Source organism: Neisseria canis (assembly GCF_900636765.1).
GTDB classification, from domain to species: Bacteria; Pseudomonadota; Gammaproteobacteria; order Burkholderiales; family Neisseriaceae; genus Neisseria; species Neisseria canis.
This window is the reverse complement of record NZ_LR134313.1, coordinates 2,370,830-2,393,934: the sequence shown is the minus strand read 5'-3', so window position 1 is coordinate 2,393,934 and position 23,105 is coordinate 2,370,830. Positions and strand designations below refer to the sequence as shown.

The following is a 23,105-nucleotide window of genomic DNA, read 5'->3' as shown; positions in this document are numbered from 1 at the left end:
TAGGTAGATGCAATTTAGAAAATATATGTTGTAATTTAAGTATATTTTCTAAATTGGCTGTTGATTTTTATTTTTGAATATCTTTACTTTTGTTTCAAGCCAATTCTTCCAACCAATTCCTCGGCTTCAAAAATTCATTCAGCCGCGCTTCCGGTGAGCCCGCTTCCGGCTCGTAACAGTATTCAAAGCGCACCAGCGGCGGCATCGACATCAAAATGCTTTCCGTGCGCCCGCCGCTTTGCAGGCCGAAGAGGGTGCCGCGGTCCCACACCAGATTGAATTCCACATAGCGGCCGCGGCGGTAAAGTTGGAACTGCCGTTCGCGTTCGCCATAGGGCGTGTTTTTGCGCTTGGCCACAATCGGCGCATAGGCTTCGATATAGCCCTCGCCTACCGCGCGGATGAAGTTCAGACAGGCATCGAAATCCCAGCGGTTTAAATCGTCGAAAAATAAGCCGCCCACGCCGCGGGTTTCGCCGCGGTGTTTCAGATAGAAATAATCGTCGCACCATTTTTTGTATTCTTCATACACGCTTTCGCCGAAGGGGCGGCATAAATCGCGCGCTACGGTGTGCCAATGAACGATGTCTTCTTCAAACGGATAAAACGGCGTTAAATCGAAGCCGCCGCCAAACCACCACACCGGCGCTTTGCCTTCGGGATAGGCGATGAAAAAGCGCACGTTGGCATGGCTGGTGGGCACATACGGGTTTTTCGGGTGAATCACCAGCGATACGCCCGTTGCTTCAAACGGCGCACCCGCCAGCTCGGGGCGGTGTGCGGTGGCCGAGGCGGGCATGGCGGCGCCTTTTACATGGGAAAAGTTCACGCCCGCCTGCTCGAACACGGCGCCGTTTTTCAATACGCGGCTTTCGCCTGCGCCCAATTTGCTCTGCCAGCGGTCGGCAGCAAAACGCGCCGCGCCGTCTTCCGCTTCCAGCGCCGCGCAGATGCGGTTTTGCAGTTGCTGCAAAACGTTTAAAACAACTTGTGTCTGCATGATTGTCCTTTGGTTTCGGCTTCGCGGGAATCCGCGCCGCCCGTTTCAGACAGGCATTATAACGCGGGGCGGTTAAATATAAAGATGCCTGTCTGAAATCGGGTTTCAGACAGGCATCGGGTTGTTACTTCAGCCAAGCACCGATGCGCCCGACAGACCGATAAACAAACCGGCAATCACGGCGCTCATCAGGTTTGACAGAGAGCCGGCCACCACTGCTTTGATGCCCAGCCGCGCCACGTCTTTACGGCGGTTGGGCGCCATGATGCTCAGGCCGCCGACCAATACGGCAATCGAACCCAAGTTGGCAAAGCCGCACAAAGCAAAAGAAATAATCGCTTTGGTGGTGTCGCCGAGTTTGACTGCCGATTCGGGTTGCAGATACTGCACAAATTCGGAATAGGCCACAAATTCGTTAATCACCACTTTCTGCCCGATCAGCGAGCCGGCGATGCCCGCTTCGCTCCACGGCACGCCGATTACCCAGGCCAGCGGCGAAAACACCCAGCCCAGAATCTGCTGCAAAGTCAAACCGCCGTGGCCGAACCAGCCTGCCACGCCGCCGATGATGCCGTTGATCATGGCAATCAAAGCCACAAAAGCCAGCAGCGAAGCGCCTACTGCAATGGCAATCTGCGCGCCGGTAACCGCGCCGCCGGCGGCTGCGTCGATCACATTGGCGGGTTTTTCATCTTCGTTTTCCGCCAACACTTCCGCCTCGTTTGGCGTTTGCTCCGTTTCGGGCACCAACAGTTTGGCAAACAGCAGCCCGCCGGGGGCGGCCATAAACGACGCGGCAATCAGATAGGGCAGCGGCACGCCCATCTGCACATAGCCCGCCAGCACCGAGCCTGCCACCGAAGCCAAGCCGCCGCTCATCACGGCAAACAGCTCCGATTCGGTCATTCTGCGGATATACGGACGCACCACCAGCGGCGCTTCGGTCTGCCCCACAAAAATATTGGCCGCGGCCGACATGGATTCGGCTTTGGATGTGCCCAGCACTTTATGCAGGAAGCCGCCGATGATTTTAATCAGCAGCTGCATCACGCCGATGTAGTACAGCACCGCCATCAACGACGAGAAAAACACAATCATCGGCAACACACGGAAGGCAAACACGAAACCGCCGCCGCCGAACACCTCAAACATTTTTTCCGACACCAAGCCGCCAAACAGGAAATTCACGCCGTTGTTGCCGTAAGCAATCACCTTGCCCACCGCTTCGGAAGCGGTTTGCAGCATATCGCGTCCCTGCGGCACATAAAGCACCAGCGCACCCAAAGCCACCTGAATCAGAAACGCGCCTGCTACCGTGCGGATATTGATGGCGCGGCGGTCGGTAGAGAGCAAAACGGCAATGGCAACCAACACCGCCATGCCCAGCAAACTGTGTAATACAACCATATGCCTGTTCCTTATGCAAGTCAGATTTAAGTGCATTATACAAGCCTGTCTGAAAGTTGGGTTTTTATGTGTGCGGGCAGGCTTGTGATATATTGCAGGTATTGTCAAAACCAACGCATTGTAAGGATAAGCATGAAATACGAATTTACCCTGCCCTCCAGCTCCGGCAACGATTTTGCGTCGGCCGAACATCTGCCGCTGATTGTATATTTCTACCCGAAAGACAGCACACCCGGCTGCACCACCGAAGGGCTGGATTTCAACGCGCGCCTCGACCAATTCAAAGCGCTCGGCTACACCGTGGTGGGCATTTCGCGCGACGGCGTGAAGTCGCACCAGAATTTCTGCGCCAAACAAGGCTTTCAGTTTGAATTGCTGAGCGACAAAGACGAAACCGTGTGCAAGCTGTTTGACGTGATTAAGCTGAAAAAGCTCTACGGCAAAGAATCGCTCGGCATCGAACGCAGCACTTTCGTGCTCAATAAACAAGGCGAAATCGAACACGAATGGCGAAAAGTGAAAGTGGCGGGACACGCGCAGGAAGTGTTGGAAGCCGTGAGCAAATAAACAAAAATGCCTGTCTGAAAAACGGTTTCAGACAGGCATCCGCATCAAGCAAGGATAAAAAATGAAACCTCCCGAACCCATCACGCTCAGCCTCAACCGCATCCGCTTGGAGCCATTGGGCGCGCAGCACGAGCAAGGCTTGCGCCAAGCGACTGAAGACGGTGAATTGTGGCGGCTGGTGTTTGCCTCCGCACCCGAGCCCGAACGCGTGGCCGCTTATATCGAAACCGCCCTGAACACGCCAAACCGCTTGGCTTTCGCCGTGATTGACGAAACCAACCGTCAAGTTATCGGCAGCACCGGCTACCACGACATCAACATCCCCGCAGGCCGGCTCGACATCGGCCACACATGGTATGCCCAAAGCTACTGGCGCAGCCGCGCCAACACCACCTGCAAATACCTGCTGCTGCAACATGCGTTTGAAACGCTGGGCTGCCGCACCGTAGGCTGGCGCACCGACATTCTCAACACCCGCTCGCAGCAGGCCATCGAGCGGCTGGGTGCGAAAAAAGACGGCGTGTTGCGCGGCTTCCAAACCCGCCGCGACGGCAGCGTGCGCGATACCGTGATGTACAGCATGACCCGCGAAGAGTGGCCCGAAGCCAAAGCGCGTTTGGCAGAGAAGCTCGGTATTTGAGGTTGCGTCCGTTACTGTAGAAATGCCTGTCTGAAAACCTGTTTTCAGACAGGCATTCGTTATGACGGGCTTTTGCTGCATCGGGAAACAGGGTATCCTTACGCGCTTTGTTTAACCGATACGGATATTTGAGATGGAAATGCTCAACCGCATAGGCCGCTTTGTCGGCCAAACTTTTGCCCTGTGGGCGGCTTTATTTGCAGCCGTCGGCTTTTTTGCGCCCGAAACGTTTAAATGGGTGCTGCCGGTTGTGCCGTGGCTTTTGGGCATTGTGATGTTCGGCATGGGACTGACTTTGGCGCCCGCCGATTTCAAGATTTTGTGCCGGCATCCGAGAGCCGTGCTGGCCGGTGTGGCGGCGCAGTTTGTGATTATGCCGTTGGTGGCCTATGCGCTGGCGGTAGCTTTAAAATTGCCGCCGGAAATTGCCGTGGGCGTGATTTTGGTCGGCTCCTGCCCGGGCGGCACGGCATCGAATGTGATTACTTATCTGGCCAAAGGCAATGTGGCGCTTTCGGTGGCGGTAACGTCGGTTTCCACGCTGCTGGCGCCGCTGCTTACGCCCGCCGTGTTTTACCTTTTGGCGCATAAATGGCTCGATATTTCCGCCGCTTCGATGTTTGTGTCGATTCTGAAAATCGTGTTGCTGCCCGTGGTGCTCGGCATTGCGGCGCATGTGCTGTTTAAAAAGCAAACCGAGGCGGCGGCGGGCATTCTGCCGGTGGTGTCGGTGGCGGCGATTGTGTTGATTATCGGCGCGGTAATCGGAGCGAGTAAGCCGAAAATTGCGGAAAGCGGACTGTTGATTTTGGGTGTGGTAATACTGCACAACGGCATCGGCTATCTGCTGGGCTTTCTGGCGGCCAAATTGTGCAGGCTGCCTTACGATTCGCAAAAAACGCTGGCGATTGAGGTGGGCATGCAGAATTCGGGTTTGGGCGCGGCGCTGGCGGCAGCCTACTTCAGCCCGCTTGCTGCCGTGCCCAGCGCTATTTTCAGCGTGTGGCACAATATTTCCGGCTCGCTTTTGGCTTCTTATTGGGCGGCGAAGGCGGAGAAAGAAGAGCACAAATCTTAGCGCTTGGCCTTATATGGCAATGCCTGTCTGAAAATGTTTTCAGACAGGCATTGTTTATGCAGCTTCAGACAGTTTTGATAGTTTATCAGCCGTTTCCACGGGCTTGCAGCATCAGCATCATCAAGCCTAATACCACCAGCGTTTCCTGCTCGGGCGTGGCATCGCCTGTTTTCTGCAGGCTGAATCTGCGCTCCATAAGCGAAGCGGTTTTCTGCAACACAAACACTTTCCTGCCGTGCGCGTCGGTTACGTTATAAGTGGGGTTCAGCAAATAGCCGCTGATCATGCCGATAACCGGAATTTCGCTGAGCACGCCGTCGGCCACGGCAATCCAGGGGTTTTCTTCTTTTACGGTAAACACGGTATTACCGGCCGCGTCCAACAACATATAGCTGGTGCGCCAGAGCGAACGCACACCCTCGCGCTTGAGCTTGCCGACCAATTCGCCGGTTTGCTCGTCGCGCAGGGAATAAACCGCGTTGAAATCAATGATGCGGTCTGCCTTAAGCGTGTAGCGCACTTTCTCGCGGCGGCTGTTTTCATAAACTTCAACGGCTTCTTTAATGCGGAAAATTTTCTGCCGCGTGTAAGCCACTTCCTGCCCGCTGTTGTCGGTAACGGTGAAGTCGTTGGAAGGTGTGAAGATTTTGAACTGGAAATTTAAAGGGTAGTTTAAGTTTTGCATGCTGGTTCCGATGGTTTGTCACTTCTTAGAACTTTATGTTGCCCGTTTTCAGACAGGCATGGATGAGTTGGCGCGTTCGTCGGCAGCGTCGTAGGCTTCGACGATTTTCTGCACGAGCGGGTGGCGCACCACGTCTTCGCTGGTAAAGGTGTGGAAATACAGGCCTTCGATGTCGCGCAGTTTTTCTTTGGCGTCTTTCAAGCCGGATTTGATGTTTTTGGGCAGGTCGATTTGGCTCAAGTCGCCGGTAATCACGGCTTTGGCGCCGAAGCCGATGCGGGTGAGGAACATCTTCATCTGCTCGGGTGTGGTGTTTTGCGCTTCGTCGAGAATCACATACGCGCCGTTAAGCGTGCGGCCGCGCATGTAGGCCAGCGGGGCGATTTCGATCAAGCCTTTTTCCAAAAGTTTGGTAACGCGGTCGAAACCCATCAAATCGTAAAGGGCGTCGTAGAGCGGGCGCAGGTAGGGGTCGACTTTTTGCGCCAAATCGCCGGGCAGAAAGCCCAGTTTTTCGCCGGCTTCCACTGCGGGGCGCACCAAAACGATGCGTTCGATTTGGCGCTTTTCCATAGCATCGACGGCGGCGGCAACGGCAAGATAGGTTTTGCCCGTGCCGGCGGGGCCTAAGCCGAACACGATATCGTGATTGAGCAGGGCGCGGATGTAGCCGTTTTGACGGGGCGTACGTCCGCCGATGCTGCCGCGTTTGGTTTGCAGATAGTATTGTTTGTCTTGCCGCTGCTCGATGTGTTGCGCATCTGCGGTTTTGGCTTCAACTGCGGCCAGTTGGATGTCGTTGTCTGCCAAATCGCGGCTTTCGGCGGTTTCGGCCAGCGCCAGAAGTGCGCGGCGGCCGGCGTGCGCGAGTTCGCCGATAAAGGTGAAGTCGCTGAAGCGGCGGCTGATTTCGATATCGAGCGCTTTGGCTAAGGTGTCGAGGTTGGCGTCCAGTGCGCCGGTGAGGCGCTGGAGCACGATATTGTCGATGTCTTCAAATTTCAGGTGTACGGTATGGCTCATACTGTTGTGACAAGTCTTTCTCTAAATATATTATGGACGGATACAGGGTTTATTGGGTTTATGTGCCGAAAAATCAAGCCGTTCGGTGCATCATCGGCAAAGTTATGCCGCGTGGTGCCGATTGTGCGGTTTGTGTTACATTACGGCGTTTGCAATTATGCCGCCGTTTTTGTGTACGAACGGGCGGTTAATCGGAAGGAATTAAGAAAAATGATGTACAGATGGTTGCTGGCGTTTAAAAAACCGAGTAACAAATTGTGGATTAACCCGACTTTGGGCGCTTTGTTTGCGGTGCTGTTTGCATTTATGGCGCGCTTGTTCAATATTTACCTGCCGGAAGACATTCTGCCGAAAATCGGATTGAGTACGCTGGAAGGGCTGCTGGATGTGATTGCTTCGAGTATGCTGGCCGTAAGCACGTTTTCGCTTTCGATTATGGTGTCGGCATTCTCTTCTGCCGCCAGCGGGGCGACGCCGCGTGCAACCGAACTGGTAATGGGCGACAACAACACGCGTATAGCGATTGCCAGCTTTATTTCTGCCTTTATTTATGCGATTGTGGCAAGAACGGCGTTGGGCATGGAGTTTTACGGGCAAAACGGCCGTTTTGTGCTGTTTGTCAGCACGATTTTGGTGCTGGTTTATCTGATTGTTACGTTGATACGCTGGGTACACACTTTGTCGCAACTGGGGCGCATGGGCAACACTTTGAACAAAATCCACACTGCTGCCGAAGCTTCTTTATTGAACTACCGTAACCATCCGAATATGGGGGCGGCGTGGAACGGCAATATCGGGCAGAAAAGTGTAATGGTTGAAGCACAATCCAGCGGCTACCTCACCCACATCGATATGGCGACTTTGCAAAGCAAAGCCGAAGCGCAGGACTGGCACATTTATATCGCCGTGCGCCCCGGCGAGCTGATTATGCCCGGCACGGTGCTGGCAATGGTGGACAAAGGCGGGGAAGAGGCGGCGGATTTGCACAACTGCTTCGTGCTTGAAGTGGAGCGCAGCTATGCGCAAGACCCGAGCTGGGGCTTTATCGTGATGAGCGAGGCTGCACAGCGTGCGCTTTCTCCTGCGGTAAACGATCCGGGCACGGCGATTAATGTGATGACCCGAATGATGCGCCTGTTGCTGGACACCCGGCCGGATGAGGGAGAAAGTGAGAAAAATTACGACCGGCTGGCCATTAAACCTTTGGATTGCGGCGACTGGGTGCGCGACGGTTTCGCTCCGCTCGCCCGCGACGGCGCAGGCATTTTGGAAGTGGGGCTGGTGATGCAGAAAGTGTTGGCCGCGATTTGGAAATCGGTTCCCGAAACGGAAGTGTCGCGTGCTGCGCAAGAGATGTCGGCTTTGGCGTTCAAGCGCGCGGAGCAGGAACTGGGCTTTGAACCGGACGTGGCGGTTTTACGCGGCAAGCGGGAGGCTTTGTTCGGGACTGCGGAATCGTAAAAGCGGGAGTCGAGCCACACGTTTGATAGCCAATCCAGCCCGGGTATGACGGGCATACGGTTTGTTATTTATATGGATGAATGCCTGTCTGAATACTTTTTCAGACAGGCATTGTTTATTTGGCTTCGGCTTCGGCTTCGGTTTTATTGCCTTCATTTTCCTGCAAGCGGGGGCAGGCGCTTAATGTGGGAACGAGCATTTGCTCTGTGAGCACCCAAAAAAGCTGCTGCTCCGGCGGCGCTTCGTCTGCGGAACCGAACACCAGATCCACTTCGGTATATTCGCGCTGGCCGGTGCTCATTTTGGAGCCGTTGTAGGCTTTATAGGCTTCTTTTTTGGCTTTGTCGGCAGGATCGTCTTTGCCGGGGTTTAACCATGCTTCGGCGGCGGCAAGGTTGGTTTTGGGGAAGAAGGGCAGCGGCTGGGTTTGGCCGAGAACGTAGTAATCCAGCCAAAGGGCGAGCAGGTTTTGGGCTTCTTCCTGCGGAATTTCGGGCAGGAAAACCGGATCGTCGGGCAGAAGCCAGTGGCTTTGGAAGCTTTCCGTGCCGTCGGGGCGCACGGCGTTGAAAATCAGGTGCTCCAGCATCAGCTCGATTTTGCGCGGGGCGTTGGGCTGTTCGTTTTGAAAATCAATCAACCCGTGGCGGTAAAGTTTGCCGAGGCTGCCTTCCAGCGTGTGTTTGCCGAGCGTGAGCGTGTAGGGCGCGGCGGGCAGCTTGGGGCTTTGCACCAACGCAGTATCGAGCGATTTGGCTTTGGCTTCAAATTCGTTGCGCCAAAGTTTGCCCAACTCGCCCGCGGGCAGCATGCTTTCGGCGGCCAGCCGCTCGGCGGTGAGGTTGAAATCCCGATTGTGGCGGCGGGCGGCGGTGTATTCGGCGGTGATGCGGCTTGAGTGCTCGGGCGTGAAGGGTTCGGCGGAATCCCAAGCTTCGTCAATATAAGGCTCGCGCCAGTTGAGGTTTTGCTGCAGCCACGCGCGCACGGGATTGCGCCAAAACTGTATCAGGCGGCCGTGGCTGACGGTGCAGGCGGTTTCGGGCTCAGCCAAAGGTCGGCTGAAAAACGGCTGCACGGGCTTTTGCGGGCGGTTGAGCGCTTCGGCATAGTCGCTGCGGCTGTTGGTGTAATGCCTGTCTGAAACAAAGTATTGCGGCGAAAAGGCTTGCAGCGGGTGGTTTTCAATCATTTGCTCCGACAATTGTTCGGGTGGCAGGCCGGTCATGGCGGAGAGGGTGTCGATAAGCTCGGGCAGCAGGGCGGAAGGGGCGAGCAGGTCGTTATTCTGTATGCTGCGGCCTTGATAGGAAAGATAGAGGATTTCGCGCGCGCTCATCAGGGCTTCGAGGAAGAGGTAGCGGTCGTCGTCGCGGCGGGCGCGGTCGCCTTTGCGCGGATGGCGGGCAATCAGGTCGAAGCCGGAAGCGCGGGTGTTGCGCGGGAAGTCGGTGTCGTTCAGGCCGATAAGGCAGAGCATTTTAAAGGGCAGGCTTCGCATCGGCACCATGCTGCAAAAGGTGATGCCGCTGCGCAGGAAGCCGGCTTCGCTGCGGCTTTCGAGAAAACGGGTGATGTGGCGGATGGCGGTGTGTTGGGGCAATGCCTGTCTGAAACCGGCCAATGCGGCTTCTTCCTGCCATTGCGCAAGGGCTTGTTCGATTTGCTGCACGGCATGTTGGTCGCCGCTTTCGGGTTGGAACAGATGCGCCGTCAGGCGGCGCACGCGTTGCGTCCACTCGGGCACGTCGGCCGCCCGCTGCCAAGCGCGCCGGATGTTTGCCAAAGTGCGGAAGAAGGCGGCGAAACGGCTCAGGGGTTCGAGCAGGTTTAAGTTGCCGGGCAGGGCGCTGATGTTTTGCCACAAGGTGCCGGTGTTGCCGGGCATCATCCAGCCGAGTACCAGGCGGTCGAGCCCCTGCTGCCAAGTGAACAAGGCATCTCTGCCGCCGCGCATCTCGCCGCCCATGCCCCAATGGATGTTGAGCTGCGCCACGGTTTCGTGCAGCAGCGGCAGGTCTTGGCGGCTGAGGCCGAAGCGGCGCAGCACGGTTTCGTTTTCCAAAAGCGGCAGCACTTTGTCGGTTTCAAAGCGGCTTTCCAGCAATTCCAGCGTTTGTTCCAGCGCGTGTAAAAGCGGCTGGCGGCGGCTGAGTTTGACGTCGGAAATGGAATAGGGCAAAGCTTGGCCGCCGCCGGTTTGGCGGCCGAACACGGCTTCGATGTAGGGGCTGTACGGTTCGATGTTGGGGGTGAGCACGGCGATGTCGTGCGGCTGCCAGCCCGGGTGCTCGTTTAGAACGCGCAGAATGTGGTCTTTGAGAATCTGCAGTTCGCGCAAGGGGCTGTGGGCGGACACGATGCGGATGCTGCCGTCGGGTTCGGACGGTGTTTCGGCAGCGGCGGGCAGGCTGAGGGTTTGGATGTCGTGCTGCAGGCGGTGCAGCAGGCTTTCGGACGCGGCGGCATCGGAATAAACGGCCAGCTCGGTTTGCGCGCCTGCTTCTATCAGCGCGTCGAAAAAGTCGCGCCCCTGTTTGCCGAGCGAAGCCAGCAGCGGATGGCCGCTTTGGCTTAAATCAATGTCGGCGCCGCTTTTGAGGATTTGTGCCGGCTCGATGATGTTGCCCCAGTATTCGCTGCTCGGGTTGAGCGCGAAAACATGGATGTCGCAATGTCGGGAGAGGGCTTGCAGCAGCTCCAGATAAAGCGGCGCGAGGGTGGCGATGCCGAACACGAAAAAGCGTTCGGGCAGCTTGGCTTTATCCAATGCGCCGAGAAACTGCTGCCACAAGGCGGCACGGTGCGGCGCGGTTTGCGAGCCGTCGTCGAGAAAGCGCCAAAGCTCTGCCTGCCAGGCTTCGTCGCCGCCCAGCCCGAGCGTTTTACCTGCCTGCCAGGCATCCAGCCAGTCGGCGCGGTAAATCAGATATTGGTCGAAAATATCGGCCATCTGACCGGCCAGTTGGTAGGCGGCATTGCCGCCCCGTTGCAGGTAGGCGCCGAGGGCGGCGCGGCTGAGTGCAAACTCGGGGGCATGATGGAAATGCCTGTCTGAAAACAAGTCGAGCAGCCGCCAGCGCATTACTTCGGGGGAAAACGGGTTGAGCGCGGGGATGTCGGGCAGGGTGTCGCGCATCAGCCGCCAAGCCAAACCGGCGGGCAGGCTGAATTTGAGGTTGGCGGCGATGCCGGTTTCGCGCGCCAGATGCCTGCTGAGAAAACGCCGCATGCCCTGGCTCTGCACGATGATTTCTTCCGAGGCGAGCAGGTGGCGCAAAGGTTGGCGCGTTTTGACAGCCTGTAAAAGCTCGGCAAGGTCTTCAAGGCGGTTGGATTGGTAAAGATAGAGCATGGGCTTGGCTTGGAAAGTGTTTTCAGACAGGCATTATAGCGGATAAGCGGGCCGACTTTGCGGCTTAATGGTTGTTTGGTTATATCTTAGATAAACTTGAAAATCAGCCCGAGTATGACGGTATCGTTACATAGTGAGCATGCCTGTCTGAAAGTTTTCAGACAGGCATGCTTTATTCAAGCGCGATTTTGGTTTCGACTTTGTTGAAGTTCATCACGAACTGGCTGGTAAAGCTGCGTACGTTGTTTTCCGAATTGAGTGCGCGGCGGGTGAATTGATGGTATTCCTCCATGTTTTTGGCGTGAACGAGCAGCATGTAGTCATAGGCGCCGGATACTTCGTAGCAGCCGGCCACGTCGGGTTCTTCGTTGATGCGGCGCACGAAAGCGTCTTGCTGCGCGGTGTTTTGGCTGGCCATTTCCACCGATACAAACACGCTGAGGCTGCGGCCGACGGCGGCGGGGTTAACCAAAACAACCTGCTTCAGAATGATGCCCTGCTGTTTCATGTTGAGGATGCGCCGCTGGCAGGTGGCAACGGAAGCGTTGACTTGCGAGGAAAGTTCGTTGAGCGAGAGGGTGGCGTCGCTTTGCAAGATGTTGAGAATTTGGCGGTCCAGTTTGTCCGGGTTATACATTTTGAATATTTGATAAAATTTTTCATAATGGATTAAATTTAGATAAATTATTTCACAAAATGGATAAAACGGAAAAAATTTTTCTGCATTCAAGCATTAAAATGCTGATTCCAAACATTATCTTGATTTCAGAATAAGAACATTAAAATGAACACAATAAAAAAAGGCCTGATTGCAGGCGTGGTATCCAATATTTTGTTTGCCGTGCTTTATCTTTACGGCGGTTGGATGCAGCCGATGAGCGGCACAAATGTATTTGCATGGCGCATGGTGGCGATGTTGGGCGTGTTGTGCCTGATTTTGTGGCTGGGTAACGGCAGGCACGAGGTGTTTCGCTTTGCCCGCGAAACGGGTAAAAACTGGCGCAGATGGCTGCTGTTGATTCTGCCCACGCCGGTTTTGGCCAGCCAGCTTTGGCTGTTTATGTGGGGGCCGTTGAATGGCTACGGCATGGACGTGGCGGTGGGTTATTTCCTTTTTCCGCTGATGATGGTGCTGTGCGGACGGGTGTTTTTGAATGAAGAAGTCAGCCGCCTGCAATGGCTGGCGGTGGCCGCTGCAGGCTGCGGTGTGCTTTATGAAATTTGGCATACTCATGCGTTTTCTTGGGTAACGCTGTGGGTGTTCGGCTCGTATCCTGTTTATTATCTGCTGCGCCGCCATTTGAATGTGCCGGAGCTGGCGGGCTTGCTGGTGGATTTGTCGGTGATTGCGCCGGTGGCGGTGTTTTATCTGTTTTATACCGGCGGGGTGGATGTGTGGCTGGAGCCTTCCAAGCAATGGCTGCTGATTCCCATGTTGGGCGTGGTAAGCGCAGCGGCGATGCTGCTGAACCTGCAATCCAACCGCCTGCTTCCGGTAACGTTGTTCGGCATGCTGAGCTATCTCGAACCGATTTTGTTGTTTGTGCTGGCGGCCACGCTGCTCGGCGAACAGGTGTCGGCCGATTCGGTGGTTACTTACGGCTTTATCTGGCTGGGGCTGGGTTTGAGCATGTATGACGGCTATGTGAAGATGCGCGGCAGCCGCAGGGAAGTTTTGGGCGCGCCGGTGGTTTAACGCAAAGCCACACAGGTTTTCATTAAACAAATGCCTGTCTGAAAAAGTTTTCAGACAGGCATGATTGTTTTTACAGCGGACTTGGCTGATACGAAGATGCGATTTCGTGAAACAGCCGGTAAGAACGGTATTGCTTCTGCTTGTCGTAAATATAGCTGACCACCATGATTTCGTCGGCGCGCAAGTGGGTTTGCAAAACTTCCAATTGGGCGGCTACGCTTTCTTTGCTGCCGATCAGCGAACAGGAGAGCATCTCGTTTACCGCTGCGCGCTCTTCTTCGCTGCTCCATTCAATCTGCGTTTCAGGCACGGGCGGCTGGAGCGGCAGATGGGTATTTTTGATGGTGTTGGCTAAAAACTGCTGTTGCGTACTGGAAAGAAAACGGGCTTCTTCATCGGTGTCTGCCGCAATCACGTTGAGGCACACAATCACATAAGGCTTTTCCAATACGTCGGAAGGTTTGAATTCGCGCCGGTAAATATCCAGTGCGGATTCCAGCAGGTGCGGTGCGAAATGTGCGGCAAATACGAAAGGCAGCCCGAGCTCCGCTGCCAATTTGGCGCTTTCGGTGCTGGTACCGAGCATATAGATGGGAACATGCAGCCCGACGCCGGGAAATGCACGCACATAGCCCTGTTCGTCGCTTGAACGGAAAAAGCGTTGCAGCATTTGAACATCGTTCGGATAGCTCAGCGGAAGATTGTGTTCGTTGCGGCGCAGGGCGTTGGCGGTGGGGCGGTCGGTGCCCGGTGCGCGGCCTATGCCCAAATCGACGCGGTCGGGGTAAATGGTGGCGAGCGTGCCGTATTGTTCGGCCACCAACAGCGGGCTGTGGTTGGGCAGCATCACGCCGCCGCTGCCCACCCGTATGCTGTCGGTGTGGGCAAGCGTGTGGCCGATTAAAACCTGGGTAGCGGAGCTGACAAGGCTGGGCATATTGTGGTGTTCGGTAATCCAATAGCGCGTGTAGCCTATTCTTTCGGTTTCTTGCGCCAGCTCGATCATGGCCTCGATGGCTTGGGCGCGGTTTTGCCCCTTGCGCAAGGGCACGAGGTTTAATACGGAAACGGGAATCATGGCGTGTCCTTTAAGTTGAGAGTATGTCTGATTTGAAAAGTGTACGGTATTGTTTTATCGGCTGAATACGGTTTCCCGCCAAGCGCAGCGCTGCTTATTTTTCAGACAGGCATCCGGCTTAAACCGAAGCCTATCAGCAACGCGGATGGCTGTCATCATAAAATCAAAACAAGTAGGATTTTCTGCCTTTTTAGAGTATATTTGCACCTTGTTGAAATGATGTAGATTAACCCTCTAAATACAAAAGGAAATGCGTTATGGCAAATATTTTGATTGTACCCGTATGCGTTCATGTGGATATGGCATCCGTTGCGAAAACCGTGGCTTCAGGCCTGCCTGATGCGGTGGTGTTTAATCCGCTGGCCGATGCTTCCGAAGCCGAGCAGCTGATTGGTGCCGGCAAATCTGATGATTGGTTCGACCTGCTGGTCGGCCGCGTAGCAGAGCTTGATAAACCGAACGTGGTGATTCAGGGTATTCAAAATGATGCCGAACGCGCATTTTTATCCGTGCAAAATGTGGAGCTCGCCACATCTTTTAATGCGCGCGTGGTGTTTGCTTCCAGCAACGAATGCGGCACGGCAACCCGCTTGAAGCTTGCCAAACAATCGTTTGCCGGTAAAAACGTAGAAATCATGGGCGTAATCGGCGGCAGTGCGGAAGCGGCTAAAGATGCCGGCCTGCCTTATTTGGGCAAGCCCGACGCGCTGGAAGGTGTGTCCAAACTGGTTGCGCCGCAAGAGCCGCGCATGTCGCCCGCGCAATTCCGCTTCAATATGATGGAATCGGCGCGCAAAGCCGACAAACGCATCGTGTTGCCGGAAGGTGCGGAGCCGCGCACCGTGCATGCCGCTGCGATTTGCCATGAAAAAGGTATTGCCCGTTGCGTGTTGCTTGCGCCCCGCCCGGCCGTGTTGGCCGTGGCTCAGGAAATCGGCGTGGAATTGCCGGATTCCGTGGAAATCATCGATCCCGATACTTTAATCGAACAATATGTTGCGCCGATGTGCGAACTGCGCAAAAGCAAAGGTTTAACGCCCGAGCAGGCGCGCGAGCAATTGAAAGACACCGTTGTGCTCGGCACCATGATGATGGCGCAAAACGATGTGGACGGCTTGGTTTCCGGCGCGATCCACACCACCGCCAACACCATCCGCCCCGCATTCCAGCTGATTAAAACCGCGCCGGGCGCCAGCATCGTGTCCAGCGTATTTTTCATGCTGCTGCCCGGTCAAGTGCTGGTGTATGGCGACTGCGCGGTTAACCCGAACCCGACGCCGGAGCAATTGGCCGAAATCGCCATTCAGTCGGCCGATTCGGCCAAAGCGTTCGGCATTGAGCCGCGCGTGGCCATGATTTCCTATTCAACCGGTACATCAGGCGCAGGTCCGGATGTGGAAGCCGTGGCCGCTGCCGTTGAACTGGTGAAACAGCAACGCCCCGACATCGCGGTGGACGGCCCGTTGCAATACGATGCGGCGAGCGTTGCCAGCGTTGCCAAATCCAAAGCGCCCAACAGCCCGGTTGCAGGCAAAGCCACCGTGTTTATTTTCCCGGATTTGAACACGGGTAACTGTACTTACAAAGCGGTGCAGCGCAATGCCAACGTATTGAGCGTAGGCCCCATGCTGCAAGGTTTGCGCAAGCCTGTAAACGATTTGTCGCGCGGTGCTTTGGTGGAGGATATCGTGTACACCATCGCGCTGACTGCGATTCAGTCGGAGCAAATGGCGAAATAATGTGAAAATATAGAGAATGCCTGTCTGAAAACATTCAGACAGGCATAAGGCCGTATGCTCTATTTCACGATATCGGTCAGCGGCCAGCGCGGTTTCACGTTGAACGCGCCTGCTTGGGCAGACTTTTGCAAATGCATGGCGCCGGCAAAGGCAATCATAGCGCCGTTGTCGGTGCAGAGCGGCAGTGGCGGGAAAAACACTTTCACAGCTTCCGGCTTGGTTTTAGGTGCGGGTTTGATGCTGAGTGCGGCCAAAGATTCGCGCAGTTTCCAGTTTGCACCCACGCCGCCTGCCACGACCAGTGTGCGGAAGCCAGTGTCGATAAGTGCTTGTTTGGCTTTGGCAAACAATACGTCAACCACGGCATCTTGGAACGCACGGCAGATATCGTTACGGGTTTGCTCGGAAAGGCTGCCGTTTTCAGAAGCGGCCTCTGCTTTTTGCACGGCTGTGAGCACGGCGGTTTTTAAGCCGGAGAAGCTCATTTGCAAATCGTGAGAATGCAGCATAGGGCGCGGAAACGTGTACACATCGGGGCGGCCGAGTTTGGCCAGTTCGGAAAGTTTGGCACCGCCGGGATAGGGCAGGCCGAGCAGCTTAGCTGTTTTATCGAAGGCTTCGCCGGCGGCATCGTCCACGCTTTCGCCCAGCAAAGTGTAATCGCCGATACCGCGCACGGCCATCAGCTGGGTGTGGCCGCCTGAAACAAGCAGGGCGACAAAGGGAAAGTCGGGTTTGTCTTCTGCCAAAAGCGGCGAGAGCAAATGGCCTTCCAAATGGTGCACCGGAATCACAGGTTTGCCCAGTGCAAAGGCCAAAGCGTTGGCATAGCCTGAGCCGGCCAAGAGCGCGCCGCCCAAGCCGGGGCCTTGTGTGAAAGCAACGGCATCAATATCGCCGAATGTTTGGCCGGCTTCTTTCAGACAGGCATGGGTGAGCGGCACCAAGCGGCGGATGTGGTCGCGGCTGGCAAGCTCGGGCACAACGCCGCCGTATTCGGCATGCATTGCCATTTGGGTGTGGAGCTGGTTGCCGATAAGGCCGCGTTCGGTATGATAGAGGGCGACGCCGGTTTCGTCGCAGGAAGATTCGATGCCGAGAACTAACATTTTATTTGGAAGGGTTTGTGAAGATGATAAGAGGCGTATTTTAGCTTTAAACATAATGCCTGTCTGAAAAGATTTTCAGACAGGCATTGCGCTTGCCTTGCGCAAAATTAACGCAGTTCGTTTTGCAGGCTGCCGAGCCAGTTCGACACTTCTTTGCCGCGGTATGCGCTGCCGTCTTTGTTGAGGATTTGGATGCGCGAGCCGCCTTGAACAGGTTCTACAAACACAATCAGCTCAGGCAGGGCTTGCTTGGCGGCATCGTCTTTTTTTCCTTTGCCGAAAATGCGGGTAAACATGCCGGTTTTTTTGCCTTTGGAAGCGCTCTCATCCGGCACGGGCTGCACTAAGAAAGCATGTTTTTCGACATTCTGGCCCAATACGGTCAGGCCGATGCGGTCGAGCGCCAAGCCCGTGCGGCGCCAGTTGCGCTGGTAATCGCCGCTTACCAAAAGGCTGTTGCCATCCAGTTTGGCCAATTCGCTGGCTTCGGCTTTGCCGGCGTTTTGCTGTTGCTGCAATTCACGCTCGACTTGTTGCTGATCGGCGCCCAAATACTGCATGAAGCGGCCTAAGAAAGCGGCTTCCAAAGCAGGTTCGTTGGGGCGCGGCTCCCATGTAGTGGTGTCTTTGTTTTTATTGGTATATACCTCTTTCATACCTTTGTGGACAAAGAATACGTCGGTTGCGCCGTCGGCACCGCGTTCGATGCGGATGGTAAATTTATCGCGCTCGCTGGTCGAATAAATGCCGCCGAGGCCGACTCTTTCAAATAGGTTGCGTAGACCGTCTTGCGGGATTTTGGCGCGGTTTTCGGCCCATTCGGTTTCCATTTGGCCGATCGCAGGCTCTTCTGATTTGATGACAAAACCGTTTTCCTGCCAGAAAGCTTTCAGCAGCGGCCAGATTTCGGCAGGTTGTTTGCCGCTCACTTGCAGCCAGCGCTGGTTGCCGTCGCGTTTCAGCTCGACGCCTTGAACACCTTGCAATACCGCTTGGTTGGCCGGCTGCTGGGTGTTGGTGCGCTGCATGTCGCTGGCGCGTACGGCACCGCCCGTGGGCAGGCTGTAACGGTTGCCTTGGTTGGGGTTGGTTAAATCAGGGGGAACTTCCAGATTCACCACTTTGCGGTTTTGGGTTTGGTAATCGAGTTTGGGTTGCTCTTTGTTGCTGGAACAGGCGGCCAGGCCGATTAAGGCGATGGCCAATACGGCCGGTTTCATGCGGTTCATATAATCATTCCTGTCGGGGGTTAAATCAGTTTGAGTGTTGCCAAAGCATCTTGAACTTGGGTTTGTGCTTCTTTAGACAGTTCAAGAATCGGCAAACGCACGGCTGCTTTGCATTTGCCCAGTTTGTTTAAGGCCCATTTTTGGGCGGCGGGGCTGGGTTCGCAGAACATCACGTTGTAAAGCGGAATCAGTTCGCGGTTTAAACGGCGCGCTTCGGGTATGTTGCCGGCCAATGCTTCGCGGCACATGTCGGCAAACAGTTTGGGTGCGATATTGGCTGCAACGGTAATCACGCCGTGGCCGCCGCAGAGCATGAAAGGCAGGCCGGTAGGATCGTCGCCGGAATAAACGGCGAAGCCTTCGGGTGCCGCATTGATCAGCTCGATATCGCGGCCTACGTCGCCGCTGGCTTCTTTGACACCCACGATATTGGGCAGTTTTGCCAGGCGCAAAATGGTTTCGTTCGACATGTTCACCACCGTTCTGCCCGGCACGTTGTAGATAATCATCGGGATATCCACGGCTTCGGCAATGGCTTGATAGTGGCGGTAAATGCCTTCCTGCGAAGGTTTGTTGTAGTAGGGAACGACAGACAGGGTGTAGTCGGCACCGGCGGCTTTGGCGGCTTTGGAAAGCTCGATGGCTTCATGGGTGTTGTTGGCGCCCGTGCCGGCGATGATGGGGATGCGCTTGGCGGCGTGTTTTACGGTGGCTTCGATTACCTGCTTGTGCTCTTCAACGGATAAAGTGGCGCTCTCGCCGGTAGTGCCTACGGCCACGATGCCGTCGGTGCCGTTTTCGATATGCCAGTCGATCAGGTTTTTCAGCGCGCTGTAATCAATGCTGCCATCTTCCTGCATCGGGGTAATCAATGCGACCAAACTGCCTTTTAACATAGTGAAACCTTTGTCAGACGTCGATAATAATGGTGGATTGTAGCTTACTTTATCTGCCTTGTGAAATAGCGGCAGGGTGAAGCTGCTTTTTCAGACAGGCATGATAGCAGAACAAATGTTAATCGGTATTTTCAAGGATAAACGGCGGTTGCGGGCGGGTGGAACGCTGCTTTTTCCGGCTGCGCGGCAGGCAAAGCGGATGAAAGGTAAAAAAATGGAAGTGCTTTAGTGCTTCGGATAAAATGCACGCGGTTACACAATTTGACATTCTTACTACATATGCTCAAACCGCTGATTTGGATAAGGCATACTGTTTTATCGGATGAAATTTGGGCCGGATGAAGCGTGAGTATGGAATGCAGCCTTGTAAATTTTATTTTAATTTGATTAAGGGAATGATTTGATGGGAGCCCCGTTTAAAAAGGGTGTGGATACGCCGGATTTGGTTTATCGCTTGGAAGACAAACCGCCGTTTGCCAATGCTTTGCTGAGTGCGATTACGCATCTGCTGGCGATTTTTGTGCCGATGATTACACCGGCGCTGATTGTGGGCGGTGCGCTCAAACTGCCGCCTGAGATGACGGCTTATCTGGTGTCGATGGCGATGGTGGCTTCGGGCATCGGCACTTATTTGCAGGTCAACCGTTTCGGGCCGATCGGTTCGGGTTTGCTGTCGATCCAATCGGTTAACTTTTCGTTTGTCGGCGTGATGATTTCGCTGGGCTTGGGCATGAAAGAGCAGGGCTTGGACGAACATGCGATGGTTTCGGCGCTGCTGGGCGTGGCATTTGTCGGTGCATTTTTGGTGGCGGGTTCGGCTTGGTTGTTGCCCTATCTGAAAAAAGTGATCACGCCTACCGTGAGCGGTGTGGTGGTGATGATGATCGGTTTGAGCCTGATAGGCGTGGCGATTACCGAATTCGGAGGCGGTTATGCGGCTTTGAACGACGGCAGCTTCGGTGCTTGGCAGAATATTGCTCTGGCGGCGTTTGTGCTGGCAGTGGTCTTGTTTTTCAACAGCTTGAAAAATCCGCTGCTGCGCATGAGCGGTATTGCGGTGGGGATGATCGCGGGCTATATCGCGGCACTGTTTTTGGGCATGGTGGATTTTTCGGTGTTGAAGGATTTGCCTTTGGTGACGATTCCCGTGCCGTTTAAATATGGTTTCGATTTCCAATGGGTGCCGTTTTTGGTGGCCGGTTTGGTGTATTTGCTGAGTATTTTTGAAGCGGTGGGCGATTTAACCGCAACGGCGATGGTGTCGGGCGAGGAATATGAAGGCGATGAGTTTCAGAAACGCTTGCGCGGCGGTGTGTTTGCCGACGGTTTGGTGTCGGTGATTGCCACTGCGCTGGGGTCGCTGCCGCTGACCACGTTTGCGCAAAACAACGGTGTGATTCAGATGACCGGTGTGGCTTCGCGCCATGTGGGCAAGTATATTGCGGCGATTTTGGTGGTGCTGGGGCTGTTTCCGGTTGTCGGCCGTGCATTTACCACGATTCCCAGCCCGGTGTTGGGCGGCGCTATGGTGTTGATGTTCGGCCTGATTGCGATTGCGGGTGTGCGCATTATTATGACTAACGGCATCAACCGTCGCGAAGCCGTGATTGCGGCAACTTCCATCGGCTTGGGCTTGGGTGTGAGCTTTAAGCCTGAAGTGTTTGCCTTGCTGCCGCTGAAAGAGTTGTTTCAAAATCCGATTTGTATGGGCGGGGTGGCGGCTTTGCTGATGAACCTGATTATGCCCCGGGATACCGGCGAGAAGGTGTATCTGACCGACGAATTGGACGCTTGATCGGTGTAATAGGACAATGCCTGTCTGAAAAGGGCTTTCAGACAGGCATTGTTTATGAACGATGTATTTGAACCAGACGGTTTTCTTTTTTGGCTGCGGATGAAGTAAAATACGCGTTTAAATTTTGACAAATGTTTCTCCATTATGAGCGACACGCCCAATTATATCACTCCCACAGGCTGGCAGGCTTTGAAAGACGAGCTTTACCAGCTGGTCAATAAAGAGCGTCCGGAAATCGTGCAAATCGTCAACTGGGCGGCGGGCAACGGCGACCGCAGCGAAAACGGCGATTATCTCTACGGCAAACGCCGCATGCGGGAAATCGACCGCCGCATACGTTTCCTGACCAAGCGTTTGGAAGCCGCACAAGTGGTTGACCCCGAAACGCGCGAAGCCACCGACCAAGTGTTTTTCGGTGCAACCGTTTTATTGCTGCGCGGCGACGGCAGCGAGCAAACGGTAAAAATTGTCGGCGTGGACGAAATCGACACTGCACAAAACAAAATCTCCTGGATTTCTCCTCTGGCCAGATGCCTGATTAAGGCGCGCGAAGGCGACGAAGTGGTGTTGCGTACGCCGGAAGGCAATGAAGAGATTGAGATTTTGTCGGTTGAATACATAAAGATTGATTAGCGGGGCGTTCTCATGCAGCAAACATTAAACTGGCAGGAGCAGCTGCCCAAAGGCCTGTCTGAAAAACTGCAATGGCTGATGCAGCAGCCTTCTTTAACCGCCGCACTCAGATCATGGGATGCGGCATTTTCCGTGCGCCTTTTACATTTAGGCCTGTCTGAAAGCCGCGGATGGTTTTCAGACAGGCATTTCCCCGCCCACGTGTTTTCGCGCGAAGTATTGTTGTGTCTGAGCGGCATGCCGGTTGTGTGGGCGCGTAGTGTCTGTGAAGCGGATGACGCCGTGTGGCACGAAGTGTTGGATTGCGGCACACAGCCTTTGGGCGAGCGATTGTTTAACGGCGCGCTGCCTTTGGTGCGCACGCCTTTTGAATATTGCGGCTGCGCCCATATTGTTTTGCCGCACGAAAGCAGCAGGCCTATTGCCGCGCGGCGATCGGTGTTCGATTTGAAAGGCAGCCGTTTGGGCTTGGTGGAATGCTTTCTGGAGGACTTTGAATAGAGTGTTTGATGGCCGGTTGCCCGTTTTGCCGGCAACAGCGCGGCCTGCTTGCACAAATTGATATTCTTTTGCTTTTTGAGCAGCATAGCGGCATGAATTTATTATATAATTCATGCCGCATTGGATAAATGCGGCATATAACAAAAACAATCAATAAATGAACAACTTACGATAAATACATGGCTGTCGATAAAAATAACAGCAGCAGCCGTAATACGGAAAACAAATACAGAAAATGGAAATAAAACGCTTACTGTTACAAATGCTCCCGCGTTATGCCGTCGGCCGTATGCTGATATATGGCCGTTTGATGCGTGTGGAAAAGCCGATAGGCACTTTGCTTTTGCTCTGGCCCACGCTCTGGGCTTTGTGGATTGCTTCGGAAGGCGTGCCGGATTTGACGATTCTGGCCGCTTTTTCGATGGGTACTTTTCTCATGCGCAGCGCAGGTTGTGTGGTTAACGATTTTGCCGACCGCGATATTGACGGCGCGGTTGAGCGTACCAAATCACGCCCGTTTGCCAAGGGTTTGGTAACCAAAAGCGAAGCCTTGTTGCTTCTATTGATTCTCTGTATGTTGGCGGCACTCTGCCTGCTGCCGCTCAACAGCCTGACTTGGCTGATGAGCCTTCCCGCCCTTTTTCTGGCGATTACTTATCCGTTCACCAAGCGGTTTTTTCCGCTGCCCCAGTTTTATCTCGGCTTGGCTTTTTCATTCGGCATTCCGATGGCGTTTGCCGCGGTAAAGGAAACCGTGCCGCCGGTGGCTTGGCTGCTGTTTACTGCCAATGTGTTGTGGACGCTGGCTTACGACACGATTTATGCGATGGCCGATAAAGAAGATGATTTGAAAATCGGCATCAAAACTTCCGCCATCACTTTCGGCCAGCACGATATTGCCGCCGTGATGCTCTGCCATTTCTGGTTTACCGTGTTGATGGTGATTTTGGGCATTCAGATTAAAGCAACTTGGCCTTATTGGCTGGCGGTGCCGCTGGTGGTGTATTGGCAGTGGCAGCAGTATAAGGCGATTAAAACGCGCGACCGGCAAGTGTGTTTCCGCACGTTTTTGGAAAACAACCGCATCGGTTTGGCATGGTTTGTCGGCATAGGGCTGCATTATTGCTGGTGGTTTCTGTGCGGCTTGTTCAGGCAGCTGGGCTGGTCTGTGTAAAAGGCGTGATTGATATGCCTGTCTGAAAAGTTTTCAGAC

The 23,105-nt window shown here is 54.7% G+C and carries 20 protein-coding genes; 10 read left to right on the top strand and 10 right to left on the bottom strand.

Annotation, left to right across the window (positions count from 1 at the left end):
- Positions 1-94: 94 nt before the first annotated feature.
- Both hemF and EL143_RS11315 read right to left on the bottom strand, forming a co-directional pair.
- Entirely contained in the window at positions 95-1,000 is a 906-nt protein-coding gene (gene hemF, locus EL143_RS11320) for an oxygen-dependent coproporphyrinogen oxidase (RefSeq protein WP_085417116.1), read from the bottom strand.
- Between the two features lie 129 nt (positions 1,001-1,129).
- Positions 1,130-2,407 (bottom strand): NupC/NupG family nucleoside CNT transporter, encoded by a 1,278-nt coding sequence (locus EL143_RS11315; protein WP_085417117.1) that lies wholly within the window; start codon positions 2,405-2,407, stop codon positions 1,130-1,132.
- A 132-nt stretch (positions 2,408-2,539) separates the two neighbouring features.
- Between EL143_RS11315 and EL143_RS11310 the strand changes: the two genes are divergently transcribed.
- The 3 genes from EL143_RS11310 (at position 2,540) to EL143_RS11300 (ending at position 4,692) form a co-directional block, all read left to right on the top strand.
- Positions 2,540-2,974 carry a peroxiredoxin gene (locus EL143_RS11310; RefSeq protein ID WP_009116905.1) on the top strand — a complete coding sequence of 145 codons (435 nt, stop codon included), beginning with the start codon at positions 2,540-2,542 and terminating at the stop codon, positions 2,972-2,974.
- Between the two features lie 61 nt (positions 2,975-3,035).
- Entirely contained in the window at positions 3,036-3,614 is a 579-nt protein-coding gene (locus EL143_RS11305; protein ID WP_085417118.1) for a GNAT family N-acetyltransferase, read from the top strand.
- Positions 3,615-3,747: 133 nt separating this feature from the next.
- Positions 3,748-4,692, top strand: coding sequence for a bile acid:sodium symporter family protein (locus EL143_RS11300; RefSeq protein ID WP_085417119.1), 945 nt, complete (start codon positions 3,748-3,750; stop codon positions 4,690-4,692).
- An 85-nt stretch (positions 4,693-4,777) separates the two neighbouring features.
- Here EL143_RS11300 and EL143_RS11295 read toward each other — a convergent pair whose 3' ends face one another.
- Positions 4,778-5,377, bottom strand: a complete 600-nt coding sequence (locus tag EL143_RS11295) for an LURP-one-related/scramblase family protein (protein WP_085417120.1) — start codon at positions 5,375-5,377, stop codon at positions 4,778-4,780.
- A 48-nt stretch (positions 5,378-5,425) separates the two neighbouring features.
- The gene (locus EL143_RS11290; protein ID WP_085417121.1) at positions 5,426-6,400 is read right to left on the bottom strand and encodes a PhoH family protein; all 975 of its coding nucleotides are present in this window, start codon (positions 6,398-6,400) and stop codon (positions 5,426-5,428) included.
- A gap of 210 nt (positions 6,401-6,610) precedes the next feature.
- On the opposite strand from EL143_RS11290, the gene EL143_RS11285 reads away from it, so the two are divergent.
- Positions 6,611-7,861: a DUF2254 domain-containing protein gene (locus EL143_RS11285; RefSeq protein ID WP_169709828.1), complete on the top strand. Its 1,251-nt coding sequence runs from the start codon at positions 6,611-6,613 to the stop codon at positions 7,859-7,861.
- A 115-nt stretch (positions 7,862-7,976) separates the two neighbouring features.
- On the opposite strand, the gene recC is transcribed toward EL143_RS11285, so the two are convergent.
- The gene (gene recC, locus EL143_RS11280; protein WP_085417122.1) at positions 7,977-11,216 is read right to left on the bottom strand and encodes an exodeoxyribonuclease V subunit gamma; all 3,240 of its coding nucleotides are present in this window, start codon (positions 11,214-11,216) and stop codon (positions 7,977-7,979) included.
- Positions 11,217-11,388: 172 nt separating this feature from the next.
- Positions 11,389-11,853 carry an Lrp/AsnC family transcriptional regulator gene (locus tag EL143_RS11275; RefSeq protein ID WP_085417142.1) on the bottom strand — a complete coding sequence of 155 codons (465 nt, stop codon included), beginning with the start codon at positions 11,851-11,853 and terminating at the stop codon, positions 11,389-11,391.
- A gap of 147 nt (positions 11,854-12,000) precedes the next feature.
- Here EL143_RS11275 and rarD point away from each other — a divergent pair, with 147 nt between their 5' ends.
- On the top strand, positions 12,001-12,912 hold the full coding sequence (gene rarD / locus EL143_RS11270; RefSeq protein ID WP_085417123.1) for an EamA family transporter RarD: 912 nt from the start codon (positions 12,001-12,003) through the stop codon (positions 12,910-12,912).
- Between the two features lie 70 nt (positions 12,913-12,982).
- Here the strand turns inward: rarD and EL143_RS11265 are convergent, their stop codons facing one another.
- Positions 12,983-13,990, bottom strand: coding sequence for an LLM class flavin-dependent oxidoreductase (locus tag EL143_RS11265; protein WP_085417124.1), 1,008 nt, complete (start codon positions 13,988-13,990; stop codon positions 12,983-12,985).
- A gap of 257 nt (positions 13,991-14,247) precedes the next feature.
- On the opposite strand from EL143_RS11265, the gene pta reads away from it, so the two are divergent.
- Positions 14,248-15,729: a phosphate acetyltransferase gene (gene pta, locus EL143_RS11260; RefSeq protein ID WP_085417125.1), complete on the top strand. Its 1,482-nt coding sequence runs from the start codon at positions 14,248-14,250 to the stop codon at positions 15,727-15,729.
- A gap of 59 nt (positions 15,730-15,788) precedes the next feature.
- On the opposite strand, the gene tsaD is transcribed toward pta, so the two are convergent.
- The 3 genes from tsaD to dapA form a co-directional block, all read right to left on the bottom strand.
- Positions 15,789-16,838 carry a tRNA (adenosine(37)-N6)-threonylcarbamoyltransferase complex transferase subunit TsaD gene (gene tsaD, locus EL143_RS11255; RefSeq protein ID WP_085417143.1) on the bottom strand — a complete coding sequence of 350 codons (1,050 nt, stop codon included), beginning with the start codon at positions 16,836-16,838 and terminating at the stop codon, positions 15,789-15,791.
- A gap of 107 nt (positions 16,839-16,945) precedes the next feature.
- Positions 16,946-18,067, bottom strand: a complete 1,122-nt coding sequence (gene bamC, locus EL143_RS11250; protein WP_085417126.1) for an outer membrane protein assembly factor BamC — start codon at positions 18,065-18,067, stop codon at positions 16,946-16,948.
- A 20-nt stretch (positions 18,068-18,087) separates the two neighbouring features.
- Positions 18,088-18,963, bottom strand: a complete 876-nt coding sequence (dapA, locus tag EL143_RS11245; RefSeq protein WP_085417127.1) for a 4-hydroxy-tetrahydrodipicolinate synthase — start codon at positions 18,961-18,963, stop codon at positions 18,088-18,090.
- Positions 18,964-19,366: 403 nt separating this feature from the next.
- Between dapA and EL143_RS11240 the strand changes: the two genes are divergently transcribed.
- From EL143_RS11240 to ubiA, 4 genes are all read left to right on the top strand, one after another.
- Positions 19,367-20,758 carry a nucleobase:cation symporter-2 family protein gene (locus EL143_RS11240; RefSeq protein ID WP_085417128.1) on the top strand — a complete coding sequence of 464 codons (1,392 nt, stop codon included), beginning with the start codon at positions 19,367-19,369 and terminating at the stop codon, positions 20,756-20,758.
- A gap of 144 nt (positions 20,759-20,902) precedes the next feature.
- The gene (greB, locus tag EL143_RS11235; protein WP_372338565.1) at positions 20,903-21,391 is read left to right on the top strand and encodes a transcription elongation factor GreB; all 489 of its coding nucleotides are present in this window, start codon (positions 20,903-20,905) and stop codon (positions 21,389-21,391) included.
- A 12-nt stretch (positions 21,392-21,403) separates the two neighbouring features.
- Complete coding sequence (locus EL143_RS11230) at positions 21,404-21,892, top strand: chorismate--pyruvate lyase family protein (RefSeq protein WP_085417130.1); 489 nt, start codon at positions 21,404-21,406, stop codon at positions 21,890-21,892.
- Between the two features lie 235 nt (positions 21,893-22,127).
- Positions 22,128-23,066 (top strand): 4-hydroxybenzoate octaprenyltransferase, encoded by a 939-nt coding sequence (ubiA, locus tag EL143_RS11225; RefSeq protein ID WP_085417131.1) that lies wholly within the window; start codon positions 22,128-22,130, stop codon positions 23,064-23,066.
- Positions 23,067-23,105 lie beyond the last annotated feature (39 nt).

Bases quoted from the DNA above. Each gene is read 5' to 3' on its own strand.
- bamC (WP_085417126.1), bottom strand. From the start codon at position 18,067: ATGAACCGCATGAAACCGGCCGTATTGGCCATCGCCTTAATCGGCCTG.
- EL143_RS11315 (WP_085417117.1), bottom strand. From the start codon at position 2,407: ATGGTTGTATTACACAGTTTGCTGGGCATGGCGGTGTTGGTTGCCATT.
- pta (WP_085417125.1), top strand. From the start codon at position 14,248: ATGGCAAATATTTTGATTGTACCCGTATGCGTTCATGTGGATATGGCA.
- hemF (WP_085417116.1), bottom strand. From the start codon at position 1,000: ATGCAGACACAAGTTGTTTTAAACGTTTTGCAGCAACTGCAAAACCGC.
- EL143_RS11275 (WP_085417142.1), bottom strand. From the start codon at position 11,853: ATGTATAACCCGGACAAACTGGACCGCCAAATTCTCAACATCTTGCAA.
- EL143_RS11265 (WP_085417124.1), bottom strand. From the start codon at position 13,990: ATGATTCCCGTTTCCGTATTAAACCTCGTGCCCTTGCGCAAGGGGCAA.
- rarD (WP_085417123.1), top strand. From the start codon at position 12,001: ATGAACACAATAAAAAAAGGCCTGATTGCAGGCGTGGTATCCAATATT.
- EL143_RS11230 (WP_085417130.1), top strand. From the start codon at position 21,404: ATGCAGCAAACATTAAACTGGCAGGAGCAGCTGCCCAAAGGCCTGTCT.
- EL143_RS11285 (WP_169709828.1), top strand. From the start codon at position 6,611: ATGATGTACAGATGGTTGCTGGCGTTTAAAAAACCGAGTAACAAATTG.
- recC (WP_085417122.1), bottom strand. From the start codon at position 11,216: ATGCTCTATCTTTACCAATCCAACCGCCTTGAAGACCTTGCCGAGCTT.
- EL143_RS11300 (WP_085417119.1), top strand. From the start codon at position 3,748: ATGGAAATGCTCAACCGCATAGGCCGCTTTGTCGGCCAAACTTTTGCC.
- tsaD (WP_085417143.1), bottom strand. From the start codon at position 16,838: ATGTTAGTTCTCGGCATCGAATCTTCCTGCGACGAAACCGGCGTCGCC.
- EL143_RS11305 (WP_085417118.1), top strand. From the start codon at position 3,036: ATGAAACCTCCCGAACCCATCACGCTCAGCCTCAACCGCATCCGCTTG.
- greB (WP_372338565.1), top strand. From the start codon at position 20,903: ATGAGCGACACGCCCAATTATATCACTCCCACAGGCTGGCAGGCTTTG.
- EL143_RS11240 (WP_085417128.1), top strand. From the start codon at position 19,367: ATGGGAGCCCCGTTTAAAAAGGGTGTGGATACGCCGGATTTGGTTTAT.
- ubiA (WP_085417131.1), top strand. From the start codon at position 22,128: ATGGAAATAAAACGCTTACTGTTACAAATGCTCCCGCGTTATGCCGTC.
- EL143_RS11290 (WP_085417121.1), bottom strand. From the start codon at position 6,400: ATGAGCCATACCGTACACCTGAAATTTGAAGACATCGACAATATCGTG.
- dapA (WP_085417127.1), bottom strand. From the start codon at position 18,963: ATGTTAAAAGGCAGTTTGGTCGCATTGATTACCCCGATGCAGGAAGAT.
- EL143_RS11310 (WP_009116905.1), top strand. From the start codon at position 2,540: ATGAAATACGAATTTACCCTGCCCTCCAGCTCCGGCAACGATTTTGCG.
- EL143_RS11295 (WP_085417120.1), bottom strand. From the start codon at position 5,377: ATGCAAAACTTAAACTACCCTTTAAATTTCCAGTTCAAAATCTTCACA.